23 protein-coding genes and 6 pseudogenes are annotated in these 23,714 nt (G+C 38.2%); 15 read left to right on the forward strand and 14 right to left on the reverse strand.

Going from position 1 to position 23,714, the window contains the following annotated elements:
* Window positions 1–34: 34 nt before the first annotated feature.
* Both WA325_RS01315 and WA325_RS01320 read right to left on the reverse strand, forming a co-directional pair.
* Complete coding sequence (locus WA325_RS01315; RefSeq protein WP_336183091.1) at window positions 35–196, reverse strand: phage holin; 162 nt, start codon at window positions 194–196, stop codon at window positions 35–37.
* A gap of 865 nt (window positions 197–1,061) precedes the next feature.
* Window positions 1,062–1,436 (reverse strand): YoqO family protein, encoded by a 375-nt coding sequence (locus tag WA325_RS01320; protein WP_227599436.1) that lies wholly within the window; start codon window positions 1,434–1,436, stop codon window positions 1,062–1,064.
* A gap of 113 nt (window positions 1,437–1,549) precedes the next feature.
* On the opposite strand from WA325_RS01320, the pseudogene WA325_RS01325 reads away from it, so the two are divergent.
* Window positions 1,550–1,695 (forward strand): annotated as a pseudogene (locus WA325_RS01325) (hypothetical protein); the annotation flags it as partial.
* A 122-nt stretch (window positions 1,696–1,817) separates the two neighbouring features.
* On the opposite strand, the pseudogene WA325_RS01330 reads toward WA325_RS01325, so the two are convergent.
* Window positions 1,818–1,969, reverse strand: a pseudogene (locus tag WA325_RS01330) (hypothetical protein).
* A 130-nt stretch (window positions 1,970–2,099) separates the two neighbouring features.
* Between WA325_RS01330 and WA325_RS01335 the strand changes: the two are divergent.
* Window positions 2,100–2,481: pseudogene (locus WA325_RS01335) on the forward strand (hypothetical protein).
* Between the two features lie 98 nt (window positions 2,482–2,579).
* Here the strand turns inward: WA325_RS01335 and WA325_RS01340 are convergent.
* Window positions 2,580–3,158: pseudogene (locus WA325_RS01340) on the reverse strand (ATP-dependent DNA ligase); the annotation flags it as partial.
* Window positions 3,159–3,218: 60 nt separating this feature from the next.
* Between WA325_RS01340 and WA325_RS01345 the strand changes: the two are divergent.
* The 5 genes and pseudogenes from WA325_RS01345 to WA325_RS01365 form a co-directional block, all read left to right on the forward strand.
* A pseudogene (locus tag WA325_RS01345) lies at window positions 3,219–3,290 on the forward strand (hypothetical protein); the annotation flags it as partial.
* A 201-nt stretch (window positions 3,291–3,491) separates the two neighbouring features.
* Window positions 3,492–4,133: an endo-1,4-beta-xylanase XynA gene (gene xynA / locus WA325_RS01350; RefSeq protein ID WP_105991901.1), complete on the forward strand. Its 642-nt coding sequence runs from the start codon at window positions 3,492–3,494 to the stop codon at window positions 4,131–4,133.
* A 271-nt stretch (window positions 4,134–4,404) separates the two neighbouring features.
* Window positions 4,405–4,793 (forward strand): annotated as a pseudogene (locus tag WA325_RS01355) (hypothetical protein).
* 272 nt (window positions 4,794–5,065) lie between these two features.
* Window positions 5,066–5,968, forward strand: a complete 903-nt coding sequence (locus tag WA325_RS01360; RefSeq protein ID WP_336183093.1) for a CPBP family intramembrane glutamic endopeptidase — start codon at window positions 5,066–5,068, stop codon at window positions 5,966–5,968.
* Between the two features lie 421 nt (window positions 5,969–6,389).
* Entirely contained in the window at window positions 6,390–6,773 is a 384-nt protein-coding gene (locus WA325_RS01365; protein ID WP_227599437.1) for a UPF0715 family protein, read from the forward strand.
* Between the two features lie 198 nt (window positions 6,774–6,971).
* Here WA325_RS01365 and alr read toward each other — a convergent pair whose 3' ends face one another.
* Window positions 6,972–8,153: an alanine racemase gene (gene alr / locus WA325_RS01370; RefSeq protein ID WP_095713908.1), complete on the reverse strand. Its 1,182-nt coding sequence runs from the start codon at window positions 8,151–8,153 to the stop codon at window positions 6,972–6,974.
* 543 nt (window positions 8,154–8,696) lie between these two features.
* On the opposite strand from alr, the gene WA325_RS01375 reads away from it, so the two are divergent.
* Window positions 8,697–9,608, forward strand: a complete 912-nt coding sequence (locus WA325_RS01375; RefSeq protein WP_336183094.1) for a VanW family protein — start codon at window positions 8,697–8,699, stop codon at window positions 9,606–9,608.
* Window positions 9,609–9,907: 299 nt separating this feature from the next.
* Here WA325_RS01375 and WA325_RS01380 read toward each other — a convergent pair whose 3' ends face one another.
* From WA325_RS01380 to WA325_RS01400, 5 genes are all read right to left on the reverse strand, one after another.
* Window positions 9,908–10,699, reverse strand: coding sequence for a DUF817 domain-containing protein (locus WA325_RS01380; protein WP_044155762.1), 792 nt, complete (start codon window positions 10,697–10,699; stop codon window positions 9,908–9,910).
* A 131-nt stretch (window positions 10,700–10,830) separates the two neighbouring features.
* The gene (locus WA325_RS01385) at window positions 10,831–11,052 is read right to left on the reverse strand and encodes a helix-turn-helix domain-containing protein (protein WP_105954345.1); all 222 of its coding nucleotides are present in this window, start codon (window positions 11,050–11,052) and stop codon (window positions 10,831–10,833) included.
* Between the two features lie 10 nt (window positions 11,053–11,062).
* Window positions 11,063–11,545 carry a DUF2975 domain-containing protein gene (locus WA325_RS01390; RefSeq protein WP_105991905.1) on the reverse strand — a complete coding sequence of 161 codons (483 nt, stop codon included), beginning with the start codon at window positions 11,543–11,545 and terminating at the stop codon, window positions 11,063–11,065.
* A 316-nt stretch (window positions 11,546–11,861) separates the two neighbouring features.
* Window positions 11,862–12,536 (reverse strand): SOS response-associated peptidase, encoded by a 675-nt coding sequence (locus tag WA325_RS01395; RefSeq protein ID WP_336183095.1) that lies wholly within the window; start codon window positions 12,534–12,536, stop codon window positions 11,862–11,864.
* 569 nt (window positions 12,537–13,105) lie between these two features.
* Window positions 13,106–15,526: a peptidase G2 autoproteolytic cleavage domain-containing protein gene (locus tag WA325_RS01400; RefSeq protein ID WP_305934116.1), complete on the reverse strand. Its 2,421-nt coding sequence runs from the start codon at window positions 15,524–15,526 to the stop codon at window positions 13,106–13,108.
* Between the two features lie 532 nt (window positions 15,527–16,058).
* Here WA325_RS01400 and WA325_RS01405 point away from each other — a divergent pair.
* Complete coding sequence (locus WA325_RS01405) at window positions 16,059–16,364, forward strand: hypothetical protein (protein WP_336183097.1); 306 nt, start codon at window positions 16,059–16,061, stop codon at window positions 16,362–16,364.
* A 124-nt stretch (window positions 16,365–16,488) separates the two neighbouring features.
* Here WA325_RS01405 and WA325_RS01410 read toward each other — a convergent pair whose 3' ends face one another.
* From WA325_RS01410 to WA325_RS01420, 3 genes are all read right to left on the reverse strand, one after another.
* Window positions 16,489–17,211 (reverse strand): YrpD family protein, encoded by a 723-nt coding sequence (locus WA325_RS01410; protein ID WP_336183098.1) that lies wholly within the window; start codon window positions 17,209–17,211, stop codon window positions 16,489–16,491.
* A 364-nt stretch (window positions 17,212–17,575) separates the two neighbouring features.
* Window positions 17,576–17,779, reverse strand: coding sequence for a spore coat protein CotC (locus WA325_RS01415; RefSeq protein WP_024121562.1), 204 nt, complete (start codon window positions 17,777–17,779; stop codon window positions 17,576–17,578).
* 192 nt (window positions 17,780–17,971) lie between these two features.
* Window positions 17,972–18,160, reverse strand: coding sequence for a twin-arginine translocase TatA/TatE family subunit (locus tag WA325_RS01420; protein WP_248336559.1), 189 nt, complete (start codon window positions 18,158–18,160; stop codon window positions 17,972–17,974).
* 263 nt (window positions 18,161–18,423) lie between these two features.
* Between WA325_RS01420 and WA325_RS01425 the strand changes: the two genes are divergently transcribed.
* Entirely contained in the window at window positions 18,424–18,822 is a 399-nt protein-coding gene (locus WA325_RS01425) for a hypothetical protein (RefSeq protein WP_024121564.1), read from the forward strand.
* Between the two features lie 91 nt (window positions 18,823–18,913).
* Here WA325_RS01425 and WA325_RS01430 read toward each other — a convergent pair whose 3' ends face one another.
* A complete protein-coding gene (locus tag WA325_RS01430) occupies window positions 18,914–19,348 on the reverse strand; it encodes an SRPBCC family protein (protein ID WP_105954350.1) in 435 nt (144 codons plus the stop codon).
* A 481-nt stretch (window positions 19,349–19,829) separates the two neighbouring features.
* Here WA325_RS01430 and WA325_RS01435 point away from each other — a divergent pair, with 481 nt between their 5' ends.
* The 5 genes from WA325_RS01435 to WA325_RS01455 all read left to right on the forward strand — a co-directional run bounded on the left by WA325_RS01435 (window position 19,830) and on the right by WA325_RS01455 (window position 23,559).
* A complete protein-coding gene (locus WA325_RS01435; RefSeq protein WP_059335696.1) occupies window positions 19,830–20,018 on the forward strand; it encodes a hypothetical protein in 189 nt (62 codons plus the stop codon).
* Window positions 20,019–20,087: 69 nt separating this feature from the next.
* A complete protein-coding gene (locus tag WA325_RS01440) occupies window positions 20,088–20,888 on the forward strand; it encodes a hypothetical protein (protein WP_105954352.1) in 801 nt (266 codons plus the stop codon).
* A 4-nt stretch (window positions 20,889–20,892) separates the two neighbouring features.
* Entirely contained in the window at window positions 20,893–21,513 is a 621-nt protein-coding gene (locus WA325_RS01445) for a DUF4166 domain-containing protein (protein ID WP_105954393.1), read from the forward strand.
* Window positions 21,507–23,138, forward strand: a complete 1,632-nt coding sequence (locus WA325_RS01450; protein ID WP_336183100.1) for a YndJ family protein — start codon at window positions 21,507–21,509, stop codon at window positions 23,136–23,138. The genes WA325_RS01445 and WA325_RS01450 overlap by 7 nt, the downstream gene beginning before the upstream one ends.
* Window positions 23,139–23,247: 109 nt before the next feature.
* Window positions 23,248–23,559, forward strand: coding sequence for a hypothetical protein (locus tag WA325_RS01455; RefSeq protein ID WP_227599445.1), 312 nt, complete (start codon window positions 23,248–23,250; stop codon window positions 23,557–23,559).
* Window positions 23,560–23,714: the final 155 nt, after the last annotated feature.

Below are 23,714 nucleotides of genomic sequence, written 5' to 3' on the forward strand. Positions count from 1 at the left end.
TTAATGTTATCTTAAAAACGAAAAAATACCTTCCTCAATTAAGAGAAGGTAGGGGTTTATTGAGGAGATTCGTAATCATTGCTTGTTCACTGTCAGAAATGCCTTGAGTTGTGGGGTCAACCACAATTCCCATTGCAGTTAAAAAAGTTAGAAGTGCATTAAATTTCTCTGTCAAATTGTCAACAAATACAATCAAGTCATATATCGTACACGAATAACATGCTTATCGTAAAAATTAAAAAAGAGTTTAAAAAGGCGATAAACATAAGGATATTTGCTAATTTTATTGGTGAATAGGGATTAAACGATCGTAAAACGTAAGAGAGAGTAGAGGGAAGTGGCTGCTTTAAGTAAATATTGAAGAAAAAGAGGAAATTTTAAGAGAGAAAAACATTGGCATTATGCGGTTTTACGATAGCAATTACGATGTAAAATAGGGTGATTTTGAGGCGGAATTAGGAAAATGAAAATTTGGGAGGGGTGTGGAAATGGAAGTGCTATAGACACGTTCGTTCTTGTTTTTGAGTATTTAGATGTAAATATGCCCCCATATATTTGGTAGTTAAATCCCCATATAATAGCTCTTATACCTGCATTTTAGTTACATATAATGGATATGATCTAATGTTTTATGAGTGCATATATAAATGTGAAAATCAAGAATGTTTTTTTAAAAAAACAAAATGATTTCTGGCTTGCTTGAGTAGAGACAGATATCTATGTTTTTGATCGTTTTCGTAACAGGAAAGATTAAAACGAACACTTATTTTATACTTTTATAAGAAATAGTTGTTCTGATGACGCACTGCATATATTCAATCTTGTCTTTAATAATGAAGATGGAGAGTTTATCGTTTTTCATATACTGTAGGCTTGAATTTTAAAGACGAACTTATACAGCAATCACATCAATGGTATGATCAAGTACTTATATTGCAGCTAAGGGTGAATCAGTCGAGACCATAACAGAAAAGAAGGAATTAGGGAAAGTTGATATTGCATTTGATTTCATACATAAAATACCAATAGAAAGAGGCACTTAGCATAAAAAAGGCAAAGAGTTAAAACTCTTTACCATGAGGTGTTTTCCTTAACCGATTCGCAATAAGCTTCATTAAGTTTACTGCAATAGAAACCAAAACAATGATCAAAGCGATCTCAAGTAAGATGATAAGTCCAATATTTAAGTTTAGCCTCTCAAAGTAATCACTGATAAAGGAAAGGAGTTGATAAATACATAGCATTAGAGCTATAAAGATTGCTCCTAAGACAATTAGAGATTTTTTAGAGAAATCCTTAGCATGTTCAAAATTATAAATGATTAAGAATACAAATAGACAAGCCATAGCAATCTCATGAGTCAACGAATCACTTGCTGAAAACCCTTGCACAATTAAGGAAATAATTAATCCAATTATTCCGATTATTTTATTCAAGACATCACCTGCTTTGTATGATCCTAGGTGTCAGCTTACCAATTAAAGGGGAATTTCTCAAGACGATGTACTTTAAAGTTAACTTAAAATCATGATTCCAAGGAGCGAAGATAATGAACGCTTATGTAGTCGATGACAGCAAGTATAAATGTATTTATGTAGGAACTGAATAAGCAGCAGCTTTAAATAATGAATTTGAAAACGAAACAAGAGTAAGGGTTTGATTCGAAGGCAATACATAAAAACATTTGAGAAAGAACTGTTAGATACTATACGACAAGCTGAACAAGTCTAAATAAAAGATAGTTTTTTAACTAAACATATAAGGATGGATCGTTATCGGAAAAACACACGTATCGATAACGATCATAGAAGGATGATTTAGTTTCTATGGCGGCGTCTATCTTCGAAGTGATCTGGATACTCATTCTGTTTTGATTTGGACTTGAATACAAACCAAATTACAGCAGCTAGTGTATAATCCATGACTTTATCAAAAGTCCAATTCGCAAAAAAACCAGTAGAAATCTCATTACATTTCACCTCCGAGACAAAATGTAATTGAAATATAGGAAACTAAAAAGGATTTAAAAAAAATCACATTAGAATCAAAATAAAATATTTATTTTATTGAAAGGGGTAAGGGAAGGGCAAATTATACGCATGAATGATATTAATGACCTGATAAAGCTTTATGCAAGCATTGAGCGTCGAACTTTCTATAGCAAAGAAAACATCTCAGGACAATCCAATCAAAAAGCGTATTTCAAATTCAGAACACAGCTATTCTTTGTTGATAATTACACGGGGGAAGACGTTTATCCGTATGATTTTCCACGATCCAAACGGCTTCTCACACGGAGGTAACGTGTGGCAGCTGATCAATATTTTTAGAGAATTCATCATAACAGGGAAATGCGGCGACCTGAGGGATTATAAAGAAATATGGGCGTACAGCTATGAGGGATGTATGAAAATTCGCAATAAAGGAAAGGAGATTGGATTTGTAGAAAGTATCGTTTACCCTTATAGCTTTGATGAATAGATGAAAATTAAATAAACTAATTAAACCATGTACTAAATTTTCATCAAGCTTTACAGGGCTTGGCACTAAGGAGTTATGTAACGAAGAGTTTATACTCTTCAGAATTTGAAGGAAGGCATGTGGAGTTTACCGTGTTTAGTCTTAAATCTGTGCTTAACCTTACATAAGATAGGTTCAATAAATACATAATCATCAGATTCAGTCTTTACTTGTTTCATAGAGTGGAACTTACTTCGTTCTGCATGTGGCATGAATTCCATAAATCCAGCTGACGTTCCATCGGGATAGGATAGAAGAAATTTTATATCCTTCTTGGTGTAGCCGGTTATGAGAACTTCAGTGTAATCATAATTAATCACTTTTAGCCAATTGTGTGAACGTTTATTAATTTCATAAGGGGAGTCAGCTTTCTTGAGCACGATTCTCTCTAAATTTTTTTCTTTGGCCAAGGCAAAGTAAGTTAGTCCGTTACCATGAATTCCTTCGATAACAAAGACATTAGGATGGTTCAGTTCAAGTAAATTCAAAAATGTCTTACGCACAGTGAGCGGCTTAGAGGCAATTAACTGATCGTCTTTGTAGATAACATTGAAGACACAGTAAACAATCTTATGAGCTGATTTTTTGGATATGAAATGTTCCATTACAGCTTCAAAGTCAGGAGCACCACCCTGGGACAGCTACAATGACGTCACAATCTCTAGTGTATATTTCCTTTATAGGAAATGGTACGAATGGGGTTAATTACAGATATTACTCCATCAGATTTAGAAACAAGAATTGTGATTCTGCGAAAAAAAGATCAGGCTATGGCGGAACAAGACCACTTATAATATAATTTTTAGGTATTTGTAATTAAATTACAAATGTTCTTAATATTTGCTTGTGAATTCGTGATATTATATTGAAGGGAACGATCAAAAGCTTTGGCGTTAGTAATGAAGAATGTTTTAAATATATACGAGTGCTACCTCATGTCAAGTCAGAAAAAATATTATAGGAGGTAACATATGTTTAAATTTAAAAAGAATTTCTTAGTTGGGTTAACGGCAGCTTTCATGAGTATTAGCTTGTTTTCGGCAACCGCCTCTGCAGCTAGCACAGACTACTGGCAAAATTGGACTGATGGGGGCGGAACAGTAAACGCTGTCAATGGGTCTGGCGGGAATTACAGTGTTAATTGGTCTAATACCGGAAATTTCGTTGTAGGTAAAGGATGGACTACAGGTTCGCCATTCAGAACAATAAACTATAATGCCGGAGTTTGGGCGCCGAATGGCAATGGATATTTGACTTTATATGGTTGGACGAGATCACCTCTCATAGAATATTATGTAGTGGATTCATGGGGTACTTATAGACCTACTGGAACGTATAAAGGTACTGTAAACAGTGATGGGGGTACATATGACGTGTACACAACTACACGTTATGATGCACCTTCCATTGATGGCGATAAAACTACTTTTACGCAGTACTGGAGTGTTCGCCAGTCGAAGAGACCAACTGGAAGCAACGCTACAATCACTTTCAGCAATCACGTTAACGCATGGAAGAGATATGGGATGAATCTGGGTAGTAATTGGTCTTACCAAGTCTTAGCGACAGAGGGATATCAAAGTAGTGGAAGTTCTAACGTAACAGTGTGGTAACAGATTATCTTTAATTAAGGGTAGCTAACGGGCTGCTGATCGTTCCTTGAGAAGTTTTATAATCGTTGTTATTGTGAGTTACTAAAAGGCAACGGTCTTTTAGTTGGAATCCCATTATATGCCTCGGGAGTAATGGTTAAAGGTCCTTTCTACGAGGCGAACGGCCTTGGCATTGCTGGAGGTAGTGTATTCTCCATCAGGTTTTATAACTTTCCCTATAAATGGAGCATATTAAAATGAGAATGCTATCAATTTTTTGTTTAATAGCGATATTTTTTGTAGTCTGCGCTTGCTCACAAGAGACACCTTCATTAAATTAAATTTATCAGATAAAGATTTATACATATCGTTGATTAATTTCGAATTGCTTAGAGACAAAAATGAACAATATGCCAATGTTCTTTAGGAGCTGTAAAAAGTTGATCCTTATTTGTTTATTAGGGCTTTAAAAGAAGGATATGCCGTATTGAATTTGATGAGGCCATTGTACGTTTCGTTAATGGAGAAGAACTGGCTATTGTACATAAAACAACCGGCTAGAGGTTCGATGTTGATGTGAAAATGCAGAAGCTGCCTGAGGGATTTACTTTACAGACAATGGATATGTGGTTGTGGAGTGAAATTGTTGAATGCACACAGCTCTTAGTTTTTGATCAGTAGAAGCTTATTTTAAGAAAGAGTCAGCAACTTCAGAAGATATAGTTTGAAAATTCTAATAACTCTGAAATGTAATTATGTTCAAATATTAAGAAACTAAGCGTACCGGCAACTGAGGCTAGGACGCTTTTTTGTTATGGCACCTCAATAAAACAACAATTTTAATCATAATGGAAGTGGGATATGCAGGAATTTGAAACAATAACAGTTATGGAACGTATAGTGACTGTAGAGGTTATAGTGCTTCATATGAATGTTGTGAAAGGGATATCCAAATGCAATTTCATCATACCAAAAACGGAAAACAAAACAATCATCCAAAATGGTTGGTAACTATCTTGCTAAGTTGGGGAACATTCGTATTTGCTTTGTTTTTTGCTACTTTAATCGGTTCAATAGCCCGCCAAGCAGGAGCTTCTAAACTCTTACAGCAAGATATACAATCAGGCTTAGTAACATTAATTACTGTTCCATTACTCTACTTTCTTCTCAAACGGACGTCTAGTAGGCCATTCTGCTCTATCGGACTGTCTGGGTGGAGGCAAGCCGTTCCGAAAGCCATTATGGGAGCAATGTACGTCATTATTCTTTCCGGATCTGGATTCGCAATCGCCCATTTATTGGGCTGGATCAAAATTATACAATTTCATTTCTCTATCCATTTAGTTTCAGTATTGCTCTTAAATATGATTATCGCTTTCTTTTATGAAGCTTTTCCAGAGGAATTAACTTTTCGTGGGGCGGTGTACTCTGCTCTAAACAGGCGATTTAACTGTTTCATGGCCTTGCTCCTGCAGCCGATTCTGTTTGTGCTTGCACCAATAGCTGTAAGTGGTTTGCAATATATAGCTGGAATTGAGTCACCTGCTATCACATTAGATTACATCGTTTTATTGTTGTCTTTTGGATTCATCCTTCAACTCCTGCGTATTGTAACAGAAAGCTTATGGACGTCAATCGCTTTTCATCTAGCCTTTCTCGAAAATTCTCGGTTCTGCGTCCTGCAGGGGGAGGAACGCATTATTACCTATGAAGAAATTGTTCCGGGAACAGGTGAGTTGTTTGTGATCTTTTTTATGTTGCTTATTGTCGGTACTCTGCTATTAATACCTGTTGCAATAACTCGCCGAAATGCTATTCAATGGTTTAAGAATAAGAAAGACACCCAAGATGTTTGATATCTGAATAAAACAGCAAATTTAATGAGACATAATCTCTTGGCACAATAAAGGGAATAGTGCGGAGGGATTGTTTAAATTTGATAATTATTTCTTTTGAAGTACATGCAGCGTTTACTGCTAATGTGGCTTTTCCAACTGATTAAGATATTCAGATGGATATGCTCATGATGAGTCAAGCGATACTCAAGACAGCTGGCTACACAAATTTCTTCATCCGGGATACATACTTTATAGATAGAGATCACAATTCAGTTTATTGTTCTTGTCACTTTGAAGAAACAAAGTAAATCTATTTGTAAAGTTTGGACGTGACGGAGCTTTAATCTAGTCTAGATTTAATTCAGGAAGTAGCTATGTCAATTTTAACAATAATTGAGATCATCATAGTGATGCTTACATTATGAAAGGGGATTTAAACATGCAAGTTTTAAGGATCCTATTTGTTCATGTCTTGTCTGCGTTATCAGCTGCTGTTGTTTATGTTTTTGGCATTGATTATGATGGCTACATTCCATACTTCTTAATAAGTGTTATTCTGTTTATCTTTTATGTAATCTTTGCTGCACCTGTTCAATATTTCGTAAATCGCAATCCAAAGAGGTTTAACCCGAAATATTTACTCATATACATATTCTTTTCCTTCTTAGTATGGTTATTCTTCGCTGTAATTACTGATCCAAAGAACACCTTAGACTTTCTAATGGAATACGAAGTTTACTTATTTAGTATATCATTTGCTGTAATCTTTTGGATCTGGGACTCTGTTTTTCTGCAAAACGAGATAAAGGCAGCAACTAAGTAGCTTAAGTATTCACAATACTTCTTCTTAATCAATCGAGAAATAACACCTAAAATTTCTACCTGGTATTGTGATCCTCTTTCTAAAATTGCAGACGATAGGGGGATAAGTGTGTAAAACTGAATCCCTCTTATTATAGGATCTTAAATCAGCATAAAAGAGGGATTGACCTCACATTTGCAAAAAAATGAAAGAAAAAATCTACACGTACATTACTGGAGTTGATATCTTAAAAATCTCGCCATCTCTTATATAAAAACGGGGGATGCGGCGGCTTAATGTAGACACCACTTCATAGTTAATCGTATTAAGCATTTCAGCAACTTCATCAACGGGAATCTCAGCTCCCTTTTGGTGACCGTAAATCACAACTTCCTCTCCTTGTTTGCCTTCACTCTCTCCTAAACTAACCATGATCATATCCATTGTCACTCTTCCCGCCACCGGCACTCGTTTTCCGCGATGAAGAACAAACCCGCGATTGGAAAGTGCGCGAGAATAACCGTCAGCGTATCCGATCGGGAGTGTAGCAATGACTTCACCGGGATTTGCGATGTATGTAGCACCATAACTAATAGTACGGGGTTCTGTCAGCATGGTTTTCACATAAGCGATACGCGCCTTTAAACTTAATGCGGGTTCAAGCTTAACGAGATGTAGTTGTTTTATATATGCAGAAGGATATAATCCATATAAGCCTATACCTAAACGAATCATATCAGCGCTAAATTCCGGAAAAGCGATAGCCGCAGCCGTGTTGCTCATATGCACGGTGGGCAGCTCAATGTCTTGGTTTTTTAAAAAACGGAGAAAACGGAGAAATTGATCGTGCTGCAGTCTGGTTAGAGTGGTGTCTTCTTCATCGGCTGTTGAAAAATGTGTAAAGATACCTTCCCATCTTAGGAGTTTACTTGCTGTTAATGCCTTCACTACTGCTAAAAGTTCTTCTTTTGTACGTACACCTAATCGGCCCATACCAGTATCCACATTAATATGAATACCCAATCGGTTAGTACTCGCTTCACTTTCCAATATATCGTTAGCCTTTTTAATCCAATCAACCTGAAATGCTGATAACTCTATATTCCAAGCTGCTGATTTTTTCACACAACTAAGGGATGTAAAACCAAGCACAAGGATAGGCGCTGTAATTCCCGCTTTTCGTAAAACGATTCCTTCCTCCACGCTGGCAACAGCGAGCTCACTAGCCCCATGTTCCAGTGCATGGCGCGCCACTTCTACAGACCCATGACCATAACCGTTCGCTTTTACGACAGCCATAATTTTGGTCTTTTTTGGTATATGATGGCGTATTGCTCGTAAATTTTTTTTAATGGCATCAAGATTTACTTCGATCCAAACTTCTCGGCAGAGCTTTGTCATCGACGCTTCCTTCCTTCTTATAGAATAGTGTAAAGCGCATTTAGCCGTTAATAATCCTGTCACATTGATGGTTGGATGCTTTCAATCTGATTTTATTCAACCTTAACTGAAATCATTCAACAGCAAACTCTTGATCTAACGAGAAGATGCTAACCGATGGCCGAAGTCGACAGTACTTTCATTTTTTTGCATATTTGCTGATTAGTTCAATTTTGATTTTCTTCACTTAGGTGAGGATATACTGCGAATGAGGATCAGATAGTACATCTAAACAAAAATAGCCTGCCTATGGCAGTAACTTCATTTACTGATTTAATTCAACGATTGCTTGACAACATTGGTATTGGTTAAGGCATGATTTCATAACACTAGGCGTTGTGGATGCTGAAGTAGACATTGACTACTCACTTAAGTCAAAGCTCTATTAGCGAGGGCTCACGTTGTGCTCAAACAAAGACCAGACGCTAAGGACGATATGATAAGACGAGATACATCAAAGGATAAGCTCCTGTTCATACTAATTGTCGGGAGGTATGCCGACTTATGATACATATTTGGATCACTGGCCTTTTATTATTGGCTCAGCCCAGCGAGCCATCTGACAGTTTAGCGATCACACAACAAGGACGGACGATTGCTACTGTTCACCGCGAAGATTTTACGATGCCTCTTCCCGGTACCCCAATGATTGATCATGAAAAATACCGTCAGTTTATCAAACGGCTTGATCAACAAATTTACCGGGAGCCCATAAACGCCAAGCTTAACGATGAAGGCATCATCATTCCGGGGAAAATGGGTTACAGACTTTATCAACAAGCGTTTAAGGAGAAATTTTATGCCTATTTCTTTGGTCATGGCCCATCAAAAATAGAAGTGCCGGAATTAAACATCTATCCGAAAGTTGACAGCGAGTTGCTTGCTCACATCAGTACGCTGCAATTAGGCAAGTATGTAACTTATTTTAATTCAAGCAATAAAAGCCGTTCACACAATATTTCCCTTTCTGCAAAAGCAATTGACAATCATGTTGTTTTTCCAAATGAGACGTTTTCATTTAACCAAGTTGTTGGGATGAGAACTCAGGACAAAGGATACATGCGTGCACCTATTATCGTGAAAGGTGAGTTGTCTGAAGGTGTAGGCGGGGGAATTTGTCAGGTGTCATCAACATTATTTAATGCTGTCGATCGTGCAGGGCTGCAAATCGTTCAGCGCTATTCTCATACAAGAAGCGTACCATATGTGCCGTCCGGACGCGATGCAACCGTAAGCTGGGGAGGCCCTGACTTTCGCTTTCATAATCAATATAACCAACCGGTCCTAATCCGGGCCAAACGATATGAGGGAAGTATGATTGTTACGCTATATTCCTCTGATGTCATCAATATCAAACTGCGAAAAGTTCCCAAAGCGCCATCACAGCTACCAAAAGAAATAAATGCCGAGCGATAAAGATATAAGCTATTCATTCACCTTATGCAACCTAACGACTTCTTTTACGGGAGGGTGAGTTAGAAAGACATATGTTTAAGTCAAAAGACTGAGCTCTTAAACGAAAGCTGATTTTGATTAAATCATTACTTCCTGGTCGAAATCTTACTGAAATAGCCGTCTATAATTCCGGCAGCTATTTATAAAGAAAAAAGCAACAATTCAAGCGTTGCTTTTTCCATTTTATCTTATTCAGAATGTTGTACGCTAATTCCTTACTATGCGGGATCCAACTTTTATTAAAGAAGATTCTTAAACGATTATAAAAATGGACTAGTATCTATCCTGGTGGAGTTTTTCCCCTTAACTTGTTTTAACGTCGCTACTATAAGAAAGCTGACAATCACTAACAAGAGCCATGAACTCACTTTTCCTAGATGAACGAGACTCCATGTATCGGTTTGGTTTGGGTATTCCCAAGCCCCAAAAAACGTTGCAATATTTTCGGCTATCCATATAAAAAATCCGATGAGCATAAATGAAAGGGCGAGCGGCATACGGTAACGAGTCCCATTCACCTCGTATGTAACCCATGATTGCCAAAAGACGATCAAGACAAGTCCAGATAACCAAAAGCGGACGTCAATCCAAAAATGGTGGATGAAAAAATTCAAATAAATCGCAGCGGCGAGAGGTACAACGGCCCAAAACGGCGGCCACTTAACCAGTTCAACCTTAAGCCTCCTCCATGCCTGGCAAAGATAACTGGCTACACTTGCGTACATGAAGCCGCTATACAAAGGCACTCCAAAAATTTTGGAATATCCCTCCTCCGGATAAGACCAAGAGCCCATATGTACCTTGAAAAGTTCAAGAGCAAGTCCAATAAGGTGGAACATTGTGATCACCTTTAGTTCATCCCGTGTTTCAAGCCCTGAATACACCATCCACCATTGCATGAGAAGGCAGATGATGAGCAGCCAGTCATACCGTGGCAGGAGGGGAAGCGGTATGATTTGTGTAATTGCCAAAGAGGCAAAAATAACGACAGGAAACAGACATGATAGGGCCTGCTCCCAGCCAAAACAAACGAGCTGTTTAAATGCTTTCATGAATTTTGCCTCCAAAGGTTTTTTGATTAAATGGAAGGCCTATTTAGTATAGTACTAAATAGACATAGGGTTATGTGCATAGAATCACCGCCGAGTAACTATCTTTTCCTTTCATGATTATTCCTGCTTTATTAAGCCTGGGTGTCTTCATCACTTCGGTATTCCAAAATATCTCCGGGTTGACATTCTAAAGCCTTACAAATCGCTTCTAAAGTTGATAATCGAATGGCCTTTGCCTTTCCATTTTTCAATATAGAAAGATTAGCCATCGTGATTCCAACCTTCTCAGACAGTTCCGTTACGCTCATTTTCCTTTTAGCCAGCATCACATCAATATTGATTATAATTGCCATTGTTTTCACCTCAGACTGTTAAATCATTTTCTGATTTTATATCTATAGCTTCTTGCAAAAGCCTTTGGAGAACAGCAGCAAAGACTGCGATAACCATTGAGGCAAAAATAAGGACCAATCCGATTAGTATAATACCTGGAGCATCGTCCATCTCCGCGATGAGATAGAAGAGTGGCATGCCTGCCACAAGTAAAAGACTGATGGTGATTGCACAGTATTTTATTTTCTTTAAAGCTCTTACTGATAATTCCGAGAAAGCTTTATTCCGGTCAATATAGCTTAAAAGTGTAAAGGCTTGATACAGAGCGAAATAAAAAGGTATCGCCGCTGCATACAAATCGATATAAACAAGATATTTCAGATAAGAAATATCTGGATACAATTCCGCTGCAAAGTTCGCTATCTGCGGCACCAAAAATATGCACAGAGCAAGAACTGGAATTCCAATAAGAATAACAGCTATCTTTAAAAAGAGTGTTGATCCTCGTTTCATAAAAAGCACCTCACCTAATATTGTCGATTTGAATTTAACATATTATTTATCGTTTTACAATAAAAAAATATTGAAAGGGGTTATTTCCTTGTTGTTTTAGAGCTGTCTTTTTTCACTTTGGACAAGAAAAAAGCATTCCTCATTACAGAGAAACGCTCTATATCTTTAATCGATTCAATTTAAAAATTGGACACTGACTGAATCATTATGGTTTAAAAATAACGCGTGGCACATAAGGGGTTGTTTTTGAATCATGTACACGTTCGTTTATTTTGCTTAGGCGAAGGTGATATATAAAGCAATCTGGCCGCGGTACTTAATGGGCTTCAATAAGCTCAGGTGAATTGTTTTTAGGTGAGTTAACTAATGATGAAACCTGGTATGCTTCCATGTCATCAGCATCATATGGCAAAAGCAAGCTTTTGAGAAAATCGGGATCTGTATTTTTAGGGTTCAGCCATTCTTTTTCATGATCGTGACTCAATATAATCGGCATTCGATCATGGATATTTTTCATAAGCGCATTAGGTTTTGTCGTAATGATTGTGCAAGTGTAGAGCGGGTAACCTTCAGGCGTATCCCACTTTTCGTATAAGCCGGCAAAAGCGAAAAGATTGGATGTTTTCAGCTTGATTCTCATAGGAATCTTAGTTTTTGGATCAATGCGTTTCCACTCATAAAAACTGTCGGCCGGAATGATGCAGCGTTTGCTGACAAGCGGTTTTCGAAAGCTGGGTTTCTCGGCCAATGTTTCAGCACGAGCATTGATCATTTTATAACCGATCTTTTCATCTTTAGCCCAAGGAGGAATGAGACCCCATCTTAATTTTCCAAGACGGTTGCTTGATTCATCATTAATAATGGTAAGGATGTTTTGTGCTGGCGCGACATTATAGCTGGGGTGATATTCGTCTTCAGGCAAGAAGTGATCGATGTTGAATTGCTCAATGATGTCGTCAAATTCTGAGAATAAAGTGAATCTGCCACACATGTTCATCATCCTTTTGGTTTTTTGGAATATTGTACAGGGTTGGTATATGAAAATCAAAAAGGGGAGTATGATGCAGCAAGTGAAGAACGAATTATTTGAATAAAAAACTGAGGGAAAATCAAAGATGCGGAAACATTCAACGTTATGCGTAGCAAGAAAGTTTTAAGGCTACAGATATAAAAGTCGTTCCAAAGATTTAAGAGTTATAAAATGATATGTATAAAAAAGGTGAGTACCTTGTATTGGATAGTATTAGCACCTTAATTGGAATGCATAGAATTTTTAAATACTGATGTAAATATGCAATGTTGGTTAATGTTAACCTTTTCGGAAATGTGAAGAAGGGAATAGGGATCAAAACAAGGATGTTTATAAAATTATTGTGATTTAGGTTTGTTACGTATTGTTGATTTCTAATGAAATGGTCATGAAGCCCAAGTTTCAAGAAAATGAGCCTGAATCTTGGGCTATTTATAGCATGAGATATCTTGATATTAAACCAGCAGGAAATGAAAAAACTGATATCATTTAATCTTTCATCAGTATAATGAACTTGTTCCAGACTCTCACTATCTAATGACGGTGAGTGCGATGCCATACCCTTTTTCCGGAGTGTAAATGGTAGTGATTTTCATTACTTTCCAGGTTCCTTCAGATGCTTTTGTTCCTATCCCATTATGCGCAGTAAGATAGTCTCCTTGGCCCACAGTTTCGTCAATACGTACATAATGCTGTCCCGCCAGTCCAACCACATGCCATTCGTCCCTTACAGCCCGTGAATGATAAGCGGTCTCCAGCGCTGCATCATAGTCTGGATTTTGTTTTGGCACACGTATCAATTCTCCGGTTTCCTTGTCGATCAGATCCTCATAAATGAATCCACCAAACTCATTAGTCAAATAGCGGTCCTGCCAGACGAAGCTGGATGCTCCTGAAATGAAAGCTGCTGTTTCCGAAATAACTCCAAGCATATAATCACCCACGTGGGCGGGCGCTATTTTTTCACCTCTTAAAGTTACGATTGTACCTGTCTGGATTAACTGCCCAGTTGAACTCTCAAAATACTCTCCATATCCATTTAAGGAAGAACTGATCGCTCCTGCAAATGTCCCGTTTCCTCCAACTGAGTCAAGAAGCCATTTCATTGATTGATGGCCTCCTGCTACGGTGTATGGTTCTTCCAGTATAATACTTTCAGAAGACAAAATTGTTCTTGAAACATTGTTTCCTTTAATATGGGCATTGTTTGAAGAAGCGATTAATGCCCGGGAGCCTTCTGTGCTAGAGCCTCCTGAAGCGCCGATGACCGCATTTCTTTCTCCCTTCGCCGTAATGTCTCCGGTACCAGCGATAACTGCGCTCGTTTGGTTAAAGGCGAAGCCAGAGGTTGTTGCAAGCTGTGCGCCGCCTTTTAAATTAATAGGTACATGCTGGTATGTTTGACCTTTGATGGTGACCGCCGCACTATAACCTTCTGCCTGTACACCGAGAATGACGGTTTGATTATTAGGCGACTGAATTCCGACCGCTCCGTTATCAGCAATCATTGTACCGTTTAGTATATTCACATTATAGAGACCGCCACCGATTGAAATTGCTTTTGGAGCAGATTGATAAATATCGAAGTTTGAAATTTTAATATAATCAGTTTTATTTGACCCGCCTGATAAATGAATATCAACACCGGCTTTTTTAAATCCGCGAATTTTAATTCCGTTAAGGGTGATATTCTGACTGCGGTATTGCAAAGCTACGACAGGATTTTCCTTATAGTCATAGTCGGGATCACCAATCACTGTGAATCCGCTTACATTAACGTTTTTATATGCTGAAACAACTAGCGCTCTTGGCGTGACAGCTTCATAAAGAGAGTTGAAAACCGGTTCAATTGCTGAACAATCAATGAGTGTGACATCATAAGCCGTTGTGCTTTCAGGATCCGTGGCTTGATGATGACCAATATGACGAAGATCAAATGCCCGGACATCACGATAAGAAACATGGCCGATGATATGGACATTTTGAGAGGCTGGCCACATTGCATGCGCTTTAACCTCTACTCCACGAATGTTTCCGCTTGTAAAGTTATTCAAAAGCCACACGTGCTTAGACCCATCGTCGATTTCTATTCCGTTGGAGTTGGATACACCCTCTGCAAACTCCGTTCCTCGCGGATTACCGGAATGGCAATTTGAAATAAAGATGTATTCACTATAATGGGTAGTAATGCCGTCGTCTCCTGAACCATATGCCACACAGTTATCAATCCAAATATATTTTGAGCCGTCTTTAGTCCAGTCGGTATCAGGTAAATGATCGTACGTTGGAGATGTAATATCAATACCGTGAAGACCTGCGTTAATGGCTTCCACGTCTCTAATCCATCCATATTCAACTTTAGCAAAAGTTAAACAGCTGGAGAATTGACCACCAGGATTTTTCACACCGCATTGTCTATTTGGATTCCAGTCTAATGACATTCCTTGAACAAAAATATTGCGGTTCCCATTTTGGTAATCATCATTTGTGATTACCCATTCATGAGCGGGAGTGTCTTCATGAAGTTTAATTACGGTAATTCCTTTACCTTGCCCTACAATAGTTGTCCAGGACGGAAGTTTAATCCCTTGAACCAGATATTCTCCGGCAGGAACATTTACTTTGACGCGACCATTACCGATTGCTTTTCGAAAAGCTTCTGTATTGTCTCGTCCATCGGGAACAGCTCCGAAGTCTTCCACATTTACTTCCCGGGTGATTTTACTTAAAAGCTTATGGTATTCTCTGTCAAGACGTTCTTTTAAAAGAGAGGTGATCTCTCCTTCTGCCGTCACCCTTGCGTCAGTAACTTCGACGTTTTGATCTGTAACGGAATGCTTAATAAGGTTTTGCATTCTCTCCTTGACATGTTCAATTTCAGATGTATATTCCGGGTGTGACTCAGATTTGGCGTTTAGAGAAGGATCGGGGTAGTTTTTAAAATGAACCATTCTAAAGACACCTCTTTCTTTTAATATAAGCGCAGTTTTCAGTATTGCAGTTTTTGTAGCGCCTTTTGCGCTTATCTTTCCAATTCTGTATTTGTTGCTAGAATTCCTTTTAAATCCATATTAGTTTTCAAAGATAAGTAAGTCTTGAACAAGAAATCGATGGAAAATAGGGAAATTAGTTAATGTCCATAAAAGGAGTGGCTCAGATTCCAGCGCTGATTTAAAAACTGGGATTACAACAAAAGCAAAAATACTAAAATTAATGTAAGGAAAGATGTCATTAGCCCTTTTAATTTAAGAAAAGATTCACTCCAACTCCGTAGCAGACTTGAATCCACTTTACCTATTCGGTTTCGTTAGAGAGCCAAGGTATTAAAAGAGTCTGATTAGCTTCTGCGGTGTATTCAATGGTAGTAGTCATTAAGAGGCAAGAGAATTGAAAAACATTTAAGTAGGGGAAATTCAAGCATTGACGCACGTTAAGAAGTGTTAATATGTACCGGATTAAATATATGAAAAAGGTGAGAGAAGAATGAAAAGACTTGCCTTGTTATCAAGTTTTACTGCTATTGTCATCTCAATCATCGGACAGCTGATGGGAATGTTAGATGATTCTTATGCAGTGGGTAACGCATGGTTCGTAGGTGTATTAGCAGGATTGATTACCCTTCTTATTTTTATTGACAGTCAAGAGATGACAAAAAGTTTTATCATAAGTTCAAGTACAATTTTAGGTATTCTAGGAGTAGGTTTTTTATATTTCCCAGCTGCATTAATCAACATTTTAATAGCTTTTAAGCTAAACAAGAAAAAAGAGAGGGAATTTTTTAATTCGTAAAGAGAAAATGTGGTAAATGATGACATCGTAGTATTGGAATCATCATTTTATTCAGTGGATTGAATTTTTAGGTTATACAATAAAAAAGGCCGCTGGCAATGCCGGCGGCCCTTTGCAGCATTCCTTATTTATTAACAGAAATCGTGATATTATTTCCAGAAGGGAGGACTTTTGCAAAATCCTGTGTATCTACGACAGGTGTCACTGCTTTATTGTCGATTGTGATATTGTTAAAAGTTGTTGAAAAAGTTGCTTTAATGGCAGAGCGTTGGCTTTCAACTGAAACCGCAGCGGTGGCAAGTGTTTTCCATTTCGACAGAGTGCCGATGTTTGATCCTTGAATTTCCATGATAATACGTCCGGTATAACCGTCATTGTTTGTTCCCCAGAGGGTCATGCGAGTATTCCCGTTCAAGTTTTTGTAGATCGTCATTTGCACTGTGCTTCCGGGACGAAAGCCTTTATTATAAGTGAATTTCTCTTTTCCTTCGATATACGTTTCATCATTTTTAGAACCGACTTTCATGAGCGGTTTCCAGACGTTGTATTGTTTGCTGTACTGAAGGCCGATATCTGCCTCAGTTCCGTTTTTTGCGCTAAAACCTGAATAAATATAAGGGGTAGAGACAGAGTCTTGGATGTTCACAGTGTCGGGAAGCTTAATTTTAGCCGTGAATACAGCGCCTGTACTGTTTAGGTAGGCGCGTCCGCCGATTCCCTTAGGCAGCTGGGAAGCCGCTTTTGCCACTTGAGTGTCTGCTCCTGGAAGACCTGGAACTCCTGAAGAAATGGTTCCGAAAAGAATAGCTGTTCCTACTGCACCTGCAATTAATACTTTTTTCAACAAAATTCCCCCTTTTAAAAGTGGTTTCGCCAATTATTATACCTTATTTTGGAACTGCTTTTATTAAGATAAATCGACAAAATCGTTAAAATCTCATGTTTATGAATGGGTTATGTTTATATATTGACACCATAGACCTAAAAATAAACTAATTAAACTATGTACCAAATGTTCAATTTTTTTAAAAAATCAGCATTAAGGGGCAAATAATAATTGTAAGACACTCACCAAAGGTAAAAAAGCTTTATCCTTTTCTTAACAAATTAGACCTAGGATTCGTTTAGACATTGAAGTTACATAGTTTTTTCTGCAAAAAAACCCCCGGCCATTGACCGGGGGAGCAAAATTGAGGAGATTAAATGGAGTATTAGCAGTGTTTCTTACGCTTTTTATACTCTACAACGTAGTCATAGTCTTTTTTGTCGTGATCATAATGTTTTTTGTCATAATCACAGTAGTAATCTTTTTTATCATGGTGATCATAATGTTTTTTGTCATAGTCGTAATACTTCTTGTAATACGTTTTCTTAACCGTATAATACTCTTCTTTATATTTTTTGTAATAGCCCATAAATACCCCTCCTTTTATGATCATACGCTTTATTATATGGAAGTTAGAGTTTGCGGATTGGACAGTTTAAATTGCAAAAGTAAAAAAGGGCTGTCCAAAAAAAGAAGTTTAGGAATAATCAGAGGAAAACTGAGGGATCATGCAGAAACAACAATATAAAAAGCCGATATGCATCGGCCAAATCATTTTACCTTACATTTGCTTGTCTTCTTTGTTTTCTGAACCACTACTACTTATGTCTTGAGTCAATCCGCTGGTCGCTTTTTTAAATTCTGATAAGGCTTTTCCGGCAGAGCGGCCAAGCGCAGGCAGCTTATCAGGACCAAACACTAAAAAACCTACAAATAAAATAACTAACATTTTTGTGACGCTTAATTCCATGATGCTTCTCCTCCTCTTGTTTGAAGTACGAACCCTTATTAACAAATTATAAAAGATGGCGGTTCAAATGAGAATACGTCTGTTTTGAATATTTTGTATAACACAGGCGAAGGGAGAATGATGGGGATTTATTCAGGAAAAAATGCTGATGATAAAACGTATGGCTTCCAATGCCATACACATACCTGCAATTTTATTTATAGGGGGGTGATATATATATAACTGTAAGTTGTCATGATCAAAATAAGGGGGAGATATTAATTATGAGATGCAATAAGTTAATAGGGTACCTGTCTGTTTTCATGTTCGCTGTCGCTTTTCCATTATCTGCACATGCAGAAAAAGCGGGAACTGCTGGAGCCGGAGAGTGGGATAAGCTTGGGACTTACACCTATACTTATTCAAGTCCGACGGTATACTCGAGCGGAGGTGATTTTAGAGTTTGTCTTTCAGGAAGTACACCTTTCTCCGTATCACTGCATCTATATGAGGATGATGCTGGTGACAATCCTGATGAATATGTGGGTTCTAATTATTTTTCACCCGGAGAATGTCATACCTTTAGCAGTATCGGGAAATTTGTAGATGGAAGCAATAACAAGGCAGAGTTCTTTGTTACTGATTACTCTGGTAAATCAAAAACAGTTACGTTTTACGATTGATTCGAAGATACAGTTCAGTGAATTTAACTTTGTCATGAATAAAAGAGAGAGGGAGCTCTCTCTTTTTATACTGTATGAGCAATGAAATACCTTACTCTTGAACAGCCTTGCGAAGTCGTTCATTCACAATGCCTGTCCAGCCGCCATCCATCTTATCCCGAATGACTGAGCTTTTCTCGTTTGCCTTACCGATCATTTCATCCGGCTTCTTCCAACCGCTGTGGATGAGAGTGAATTCTGTTTTGTTCCCTACGTCTGTTAATTGAAATGTAACAATCCATCCATCAGTATCCCATTCAAAAGAAAGCTCTTCGGGAGCATGAACCGTCAAAACTTTGCAAGGTGATGGTCCAAATGGTGATTGTAAATGAAATTTATATCCTTCCTTCAGCTGAAAATCATTCGGCATAAACCACTTGGCTATGCCTTCTGAAGTTGAGACTGTCTCCCAAACCTTTTGAATAGGCGCCTCTAATGTTATATGTTTCGTAATGTCCGGTAATGTTTTTTCTTGATATTTATCCATATATTGCTCCTCTTTATTCAATATATATTTTCATGCAAATTTTATATCATCTAACGAAATCATGTCCATAGTGAGCATGAATCTGAATCTGTTGTCGGCAAGTGTTTCATTCTATAAATTTCACGATTAAAAGTGAATTTATTATCCATTTATTGTTATATTGAGTGGTGAAAGGCAGGGGAAGCCTCATGCAAAAAAACGAAAATACAGCAGGAGAGCGGAAAATATATATCACGGTCTTTTCATTCTTGTGATTTGTCTGGCAGCAATATGCTTTTATGAACAAAGATTTCTTTTTAATCAATTAGCATTTCGGGTATTGTGCACTGATCAGTTTTGTGTTATTGGCCAATGTGCTGTTTTTCTGGATAAAAAGAAGAGCATAGCATATGTCTCAGGCATTTTGGCTGTAGTTAATGTAATTATGCTGATATCTCTGCTTTTTCTATTGTGATGAGAATGTAAAGAAGGAGGGTTCTGCGTGCTCGGTAAAATAAAAGCGGCCATTGATAATAGTCCGGGAAAACCCGCGAAAATTGTAGTGAATGAAAGCACACTTCAGCAGTTAAAAGAAGAGATGCGTTTTGTTTACGTTTCCAAACCTAAAACCATTATGGGGATACCTGTGGAGGTTTCAGATGATGTAGAAGGCTTTGAACTCAAATTTTAACGTTAATCTATTTTAATACTATAAATATGCTAATATAGGAACTGCTAGAAAAAGAAGGGAGGAGGGGCTGTGAAACAGAAGCCGATTTATGTCGAAATCGAGATGACATCTGACCTGGACAAGCTTTGGGAATATACGCAAAACCCATCGTTACATAAGGAATGGGATCTGCGGTTTTCTGACATTACATATTTACACAGAAGCGTAAATGAAGCGCAGAGGTTTCTTTACGAGACAAGAATTGGCTTTGGATTAAAGGTGTCAGGTGCTGGTGAAACCGTGGGAACGAAATTGCATTCCTCTCAAAGAGTATCCTCCCTGGCCTTTTCCTCCAACCATCCGTTATCCTTGATTAAAAAAGGCAGCGGGTATTGGAAATACATACAGCATGATAACGGGAAGCTTACATTTATGACGCAATATCAATATGAAACGGCATATGGCTTTCTGGGAAGATGGATTGACCGTTTATTATTTCGGCCGCTGTTGGGGTGGGCAACAGCATGGAGTTTTGATTCATTGAGACTTTGGATTGAACAAAATAAACATCCGAAACAATTGATCCGTTATGCGTTTGTCTATATGCTGACGTGCTTGTTTTTTAGTCTGTTTTGGTTTTACCACGGGTTTACAGATCTTGAAACGAACAATATGGCAGGAGCAGCGAAGATAGGATTGGGCATTTTATGGCTGAGTCCATTAAAGAGAAAATGGACACTTCATGCTGTGCAGACCTGTATCTTTGCTGTCTGCGCTTTTCTGGATGCCGGAATATGTTCTTTACTGTTAAGTGTGGTTACTGCGGCAAGCGGCTTGATCAGTCTCCGGCTTCCAAGTGCTCGGCATACGAAACGAAAAAGAAAGAAGTGAAATGGTGAGTTCAATGTATAAAAAAACAATTATAAATTATCATCTATTACATCCCAAGCTGCAGAAACGTTATCAATTAGACAGGTCACATACATTCAGCGGAAGAGGAACGATGTCAGAAATAAGCGGAGGTTCTTTTTTTGTCAGAATGCTGCTGAAGTGCGGGGTGTTTTTTAGATGTTTCTTTTCAGAAAGAGGAAAGGACATCCCTTTTACAATTAAAAACAGAACATGTCTTACGAAGCAGGAACATACGGGGATTGAATGGAATCGGACTTTTGTCTTTAAAGATAAAAAGCGTTTCTTTGATGCAGTTATGGTATACGACGAAAATGAAAAACGAATACTTGATTTTTTCGGCCAACCTCATATTCTGCTGTCCGTTTTAACTTTTGAAGCATTCTCTGACGGGTCTCTCCACATTACATCAGGGAAGCAATGGCTATTAATATGCGGAAAAAGAATTCCTTTGCCAAAATGGCTGAGCGGTAATTCCACTGTTTGCGAAACTTTTGATGAAAGCAACAACTGTTTCACTATTCAAGTTCATGTGGAAAATGCAATTCTTGGCACTCTTTTTTATTATAAAGGGACGTTTCAGGAAACAGAGGGAGAAGTATGTTAAAACGAAACGGCATCATTAGTGCGCTTTGTTTCATCTGGTTTCTTGTATCTGAAGCTCCCGACATATCAGTTGCGGAGGCGCTTGTCTTGTTTTCCATTCTCTTTTTTGTGCCGGGGATTTTTCCTTTTGTTTTTCATCAATCAGCTCACAAGACTATTCAATTTTCGGAAAAAATATTGATGCACATCTATCCGGCAGCAGCTGTTTTCGCGGTATTAGCCCTTGTAACAGACGTGGGGTATTTTGCACTGATCTGGTGGATATACACTGCTTTGTTGGCTTTATATGGTGTGTTGCGGCTCTCGAAAACAAAAATACATAGAATCGAAGAAACATCTATTTTGTTAGGACTCGTTTATTTAGGAGGAGGGGGATTTTGGTTTTTTGCCTATGCTGCGCATTTACATATCCTGCACTTTGGTCCTCTTATTATTTTGCTCACAGCGGTTCATTTTCACTATTCTGCTTTTCTGATCCCGATCTTTCATGGTTTACTTGGCAGAGTCAATAGAGAAAAACGGGTTATGTACGGTTGGGTGACATGGATTATTTTACTGTCGCCGCTCCTCATCGCACTCGGAATAACATACTCAAAAACACTTGATATCTTGGCGGTTGGTATCTATATGGCGGCACTTTATCTTAACTCATACTTAATATTTAAGACAGCTTTTCGCAGTAAGACAGGAAAAGTGCTTATCCGACTGTCTTCTGTCGTGTTAATGATAACGATCTGTTTCTCTTTCATTTACTCCTTCGGTGTATTCCGGCAAGAAGTCACGCTGACCATCAGCCAAATGATTTGGATACACGGTGTCGTGAACGCATTCGGTGTTATTTTGCCGGCTCTTGCAGGATGGAGAAAAGAAAATCCTCAGCCCTCGGATGCGAGTGTCAAGGTTTTCAGCCGTATATACGGAAAGAGAACCATCGGAAAGAACTTTTTGCACAACATTCACGCTGAAAATAACATTCAATATAGCGGACTTGTGGATGATATGAGAAGCCTTCGTTCAAACGATTTTTCACCGGAGCATTTGACACCGTTGATTGTTTCTTTTTATGAACAGACGAAAGATTATGAGGTAAAAGCAAAAGTGACGTGGAGCACTTGGTTTCAGCCCTTTGCGAAAATGTATGAATACATCAGCAAAAGAACCGGACAAATACATCTGTCAACGAATCCTGACTGGTATAGGATGCACAGTACAATAAAAGGTGTCCATTCAAAAAAAGACGGAAGAAAAAAGGTACGTGCCTGGATCAGAACAAATGAAAAAAACGAAACCATTTTTACCGCGCTGTATTCTGTATATCGCTCAAAAGGGGAGGGGTACATGAATATTTCTCTGCCGCTTCCTTTCAGTAACATGACAGGCATTTTAAAGCCTTATCATCACAAAGAGAACCTGATTTTGACCAGCAGGCGGAGAAAAAGCGGTGCTGGGGATGAAGGGATTTATCTTAGAACAAGAATCGGGACCTGCCCGCTTCCATTATCTGAAACCTTTCTTATAAAGGCTCCGGCGGGTGCAAGCAGGCTAACAGCTGTTCACGAAATGTGGCTGTTTGGGATTCAATTTCTAACTGTAGATTATGACATTACATATTGCCCGTCCAAATGAATAATATAAAACAAAGACAATAGTTCATCTGACAGTCTCTCGTCCGGCAAACAACGGTTCGGCACATTTTCATGCTGCGCCTCATACAGACGGGGAAGGAAGGGTTTTTATGTTTTATATCAGTTTGTTTCTGATTGTATGGCTGGCTGCGGGATTTGCAGTGGGGATGAAGCAAGTTTATGTCGATCAGCTGTTCGATAAAGATGTAATCGAAAGGCTTGAAAAAGAAGCAGGTGACTATGATCTTGTTGACCGTTTTATCAAACACCGTTTCATTTATATTGCAGCAGTTACTTTAAGCGGGTTTATTGCTGTTTATAGTGAAATAAAAGCCATGCCGCAAAAGCGGAGAATAAGAAAAATTGAAAAAGACATTTATAAGCTCAATAAAGTAAAGAAACGCGGGAATAACAGAAAGTAAAAGGTGCACAAGCCAGCAGGCGGGTGCATTTTTTTTATGTAATGGGGGAATGAGAATAAAGCCGGTGCGATCTTACTTTTTGCTAAGGAGTATAAATTCATAAATGTGAAGAACAGCGCCCGGGCTAATGGTATATAATATTGTGAATTTAACAA

The organism is Bacillus sp. 205(2023) (genome assembly GCF_037027485.1).
GTDB classification, from domain to species: Bacteria; Bacillota; Bacilli; order Bacillales; family Bacillaceae; genus Bacillus; species Bacillus halotolerans.

Excerpts from the sequence above, each read along its gene's own strand:
- WA325_RS01420 (WP_248336559.1), bottom strand. The coding sequence starts at position 18,160 with ATGGAATTAAGCGTCACAAAAATGTTAGTTATTTTATTTGTAGGTTTT.
- alr (WP_095713908.1), bottom strand. The coding sequence starts at position 8,153 with ATGACAAAGCTCTGCCGAGAAGTTTGGATCGAAGTAAATCTTGATGCC.
- WA325_RS01390 (WP_105991905.1), bottom strand. The coding sequence starts at position 11,545 with ATGAAACGAGGATCAACACTCTTTTTAAAGATAGCTGTTATTCTTATT.
- WA325_RS01400 (WP_305934116.1), bottom strand. The coding sequence starts at position 15,526 with ATGGTTCATTTTAAAAACTACCCCGATCCTTCTCTAAACGCCAAATCT.
- WA325_RS01360 (WP_336183093.1), top strand. The coding sequence starts at position 5,066 with ATGCAATTTCATCATACCAAAAACGGAAAACAAAACAATCATCCAAAA.
- WA325_RS01365 (WP_227599437.1), top strand. The coding sequence starts at position 6,390 with ATGCAAGTTTTAAGGATCCTATTTGTTCATGTCTTGTCTGCGTTATCA.
- WA325_RS01385 (WP_105954345.1), bottom strand. The coding sequence starts at position 11,052 with ATGGCAATTATAATCAATATTGATGTGATGCTGGCTAAAAGGAAAATG.
- WA325_RS01450 (WP_336183100.1), top strand. The coding sequence starts at position 21,507 with ATGTTAAAACGAAACGGCATCATTAGTGCGCTTTGTTTCATCTGGTTT.
- WA325_RS01415 (WP_024121562.1), bottom strand. The coding sequence starts at position 17,779 with ATGGGCTATTACAAAAAATATAAAGAAGAGTATTATACGGTTAAGAAA.
- WA325_RS01405 (WP_336183097.1), top strand. The coding sequence starts at position 16,059 with ATGAAAAGACTTGCCTTGTTATCAAGTTTTACTGCTATTGTCATCTCA.
- WA325_RS01380 (WP_044155762.1), bottom strand. The coding sequence starts at position 10,699 with ATGAAAGCATTTAAACAGCTCGTTTGTTTTGGCTGGGAGCAGGCCCTA.
- xynA (WP_105991901.1), top strand. The coding sequence starts at position 3,492 with ATGTTTAAATTTAAAAAGAATTTCTTAGTTGGGTTAACGGCAGCTTTC.
- WA325_RS01375 (WP_336183094.1), top strand. The coding sequence starts at position 8,697 with ATGATACATATTTGGATCACTGGCCTTTTATTATTGGCTCAGCCCAGC.
- WA325_RS01430 (WP_105954350.1), bottom strand. The coding sequence starts at position 19,348 with ATGGATAAATATCAAGAAAAAACATTACCGGACATTACGAAACATATA.
- WA325_RS01425 (WP_024121564.1), top strand. The coding sequence starts at position 18,424 with ATGAGATGCAATAAGTTAATAGGGTACCTGTCTGTTTTCATGTTCGCT.
- WA325_RS01395 (WP_336183095.1), bottom strand. The coding sequence starts at position 12,536 with ATGTGTGGCAGATTCACTTTATTCTCAGAATTTGACGACATCATTGAG.
- WA325_RS01455 (WP_227599445.1), top strand. The coding sequence starts at position 23,248 with ATGTTTTATATCAGTTTGTTTCTGATTGTATGGCTGGCTGCGGGATTT.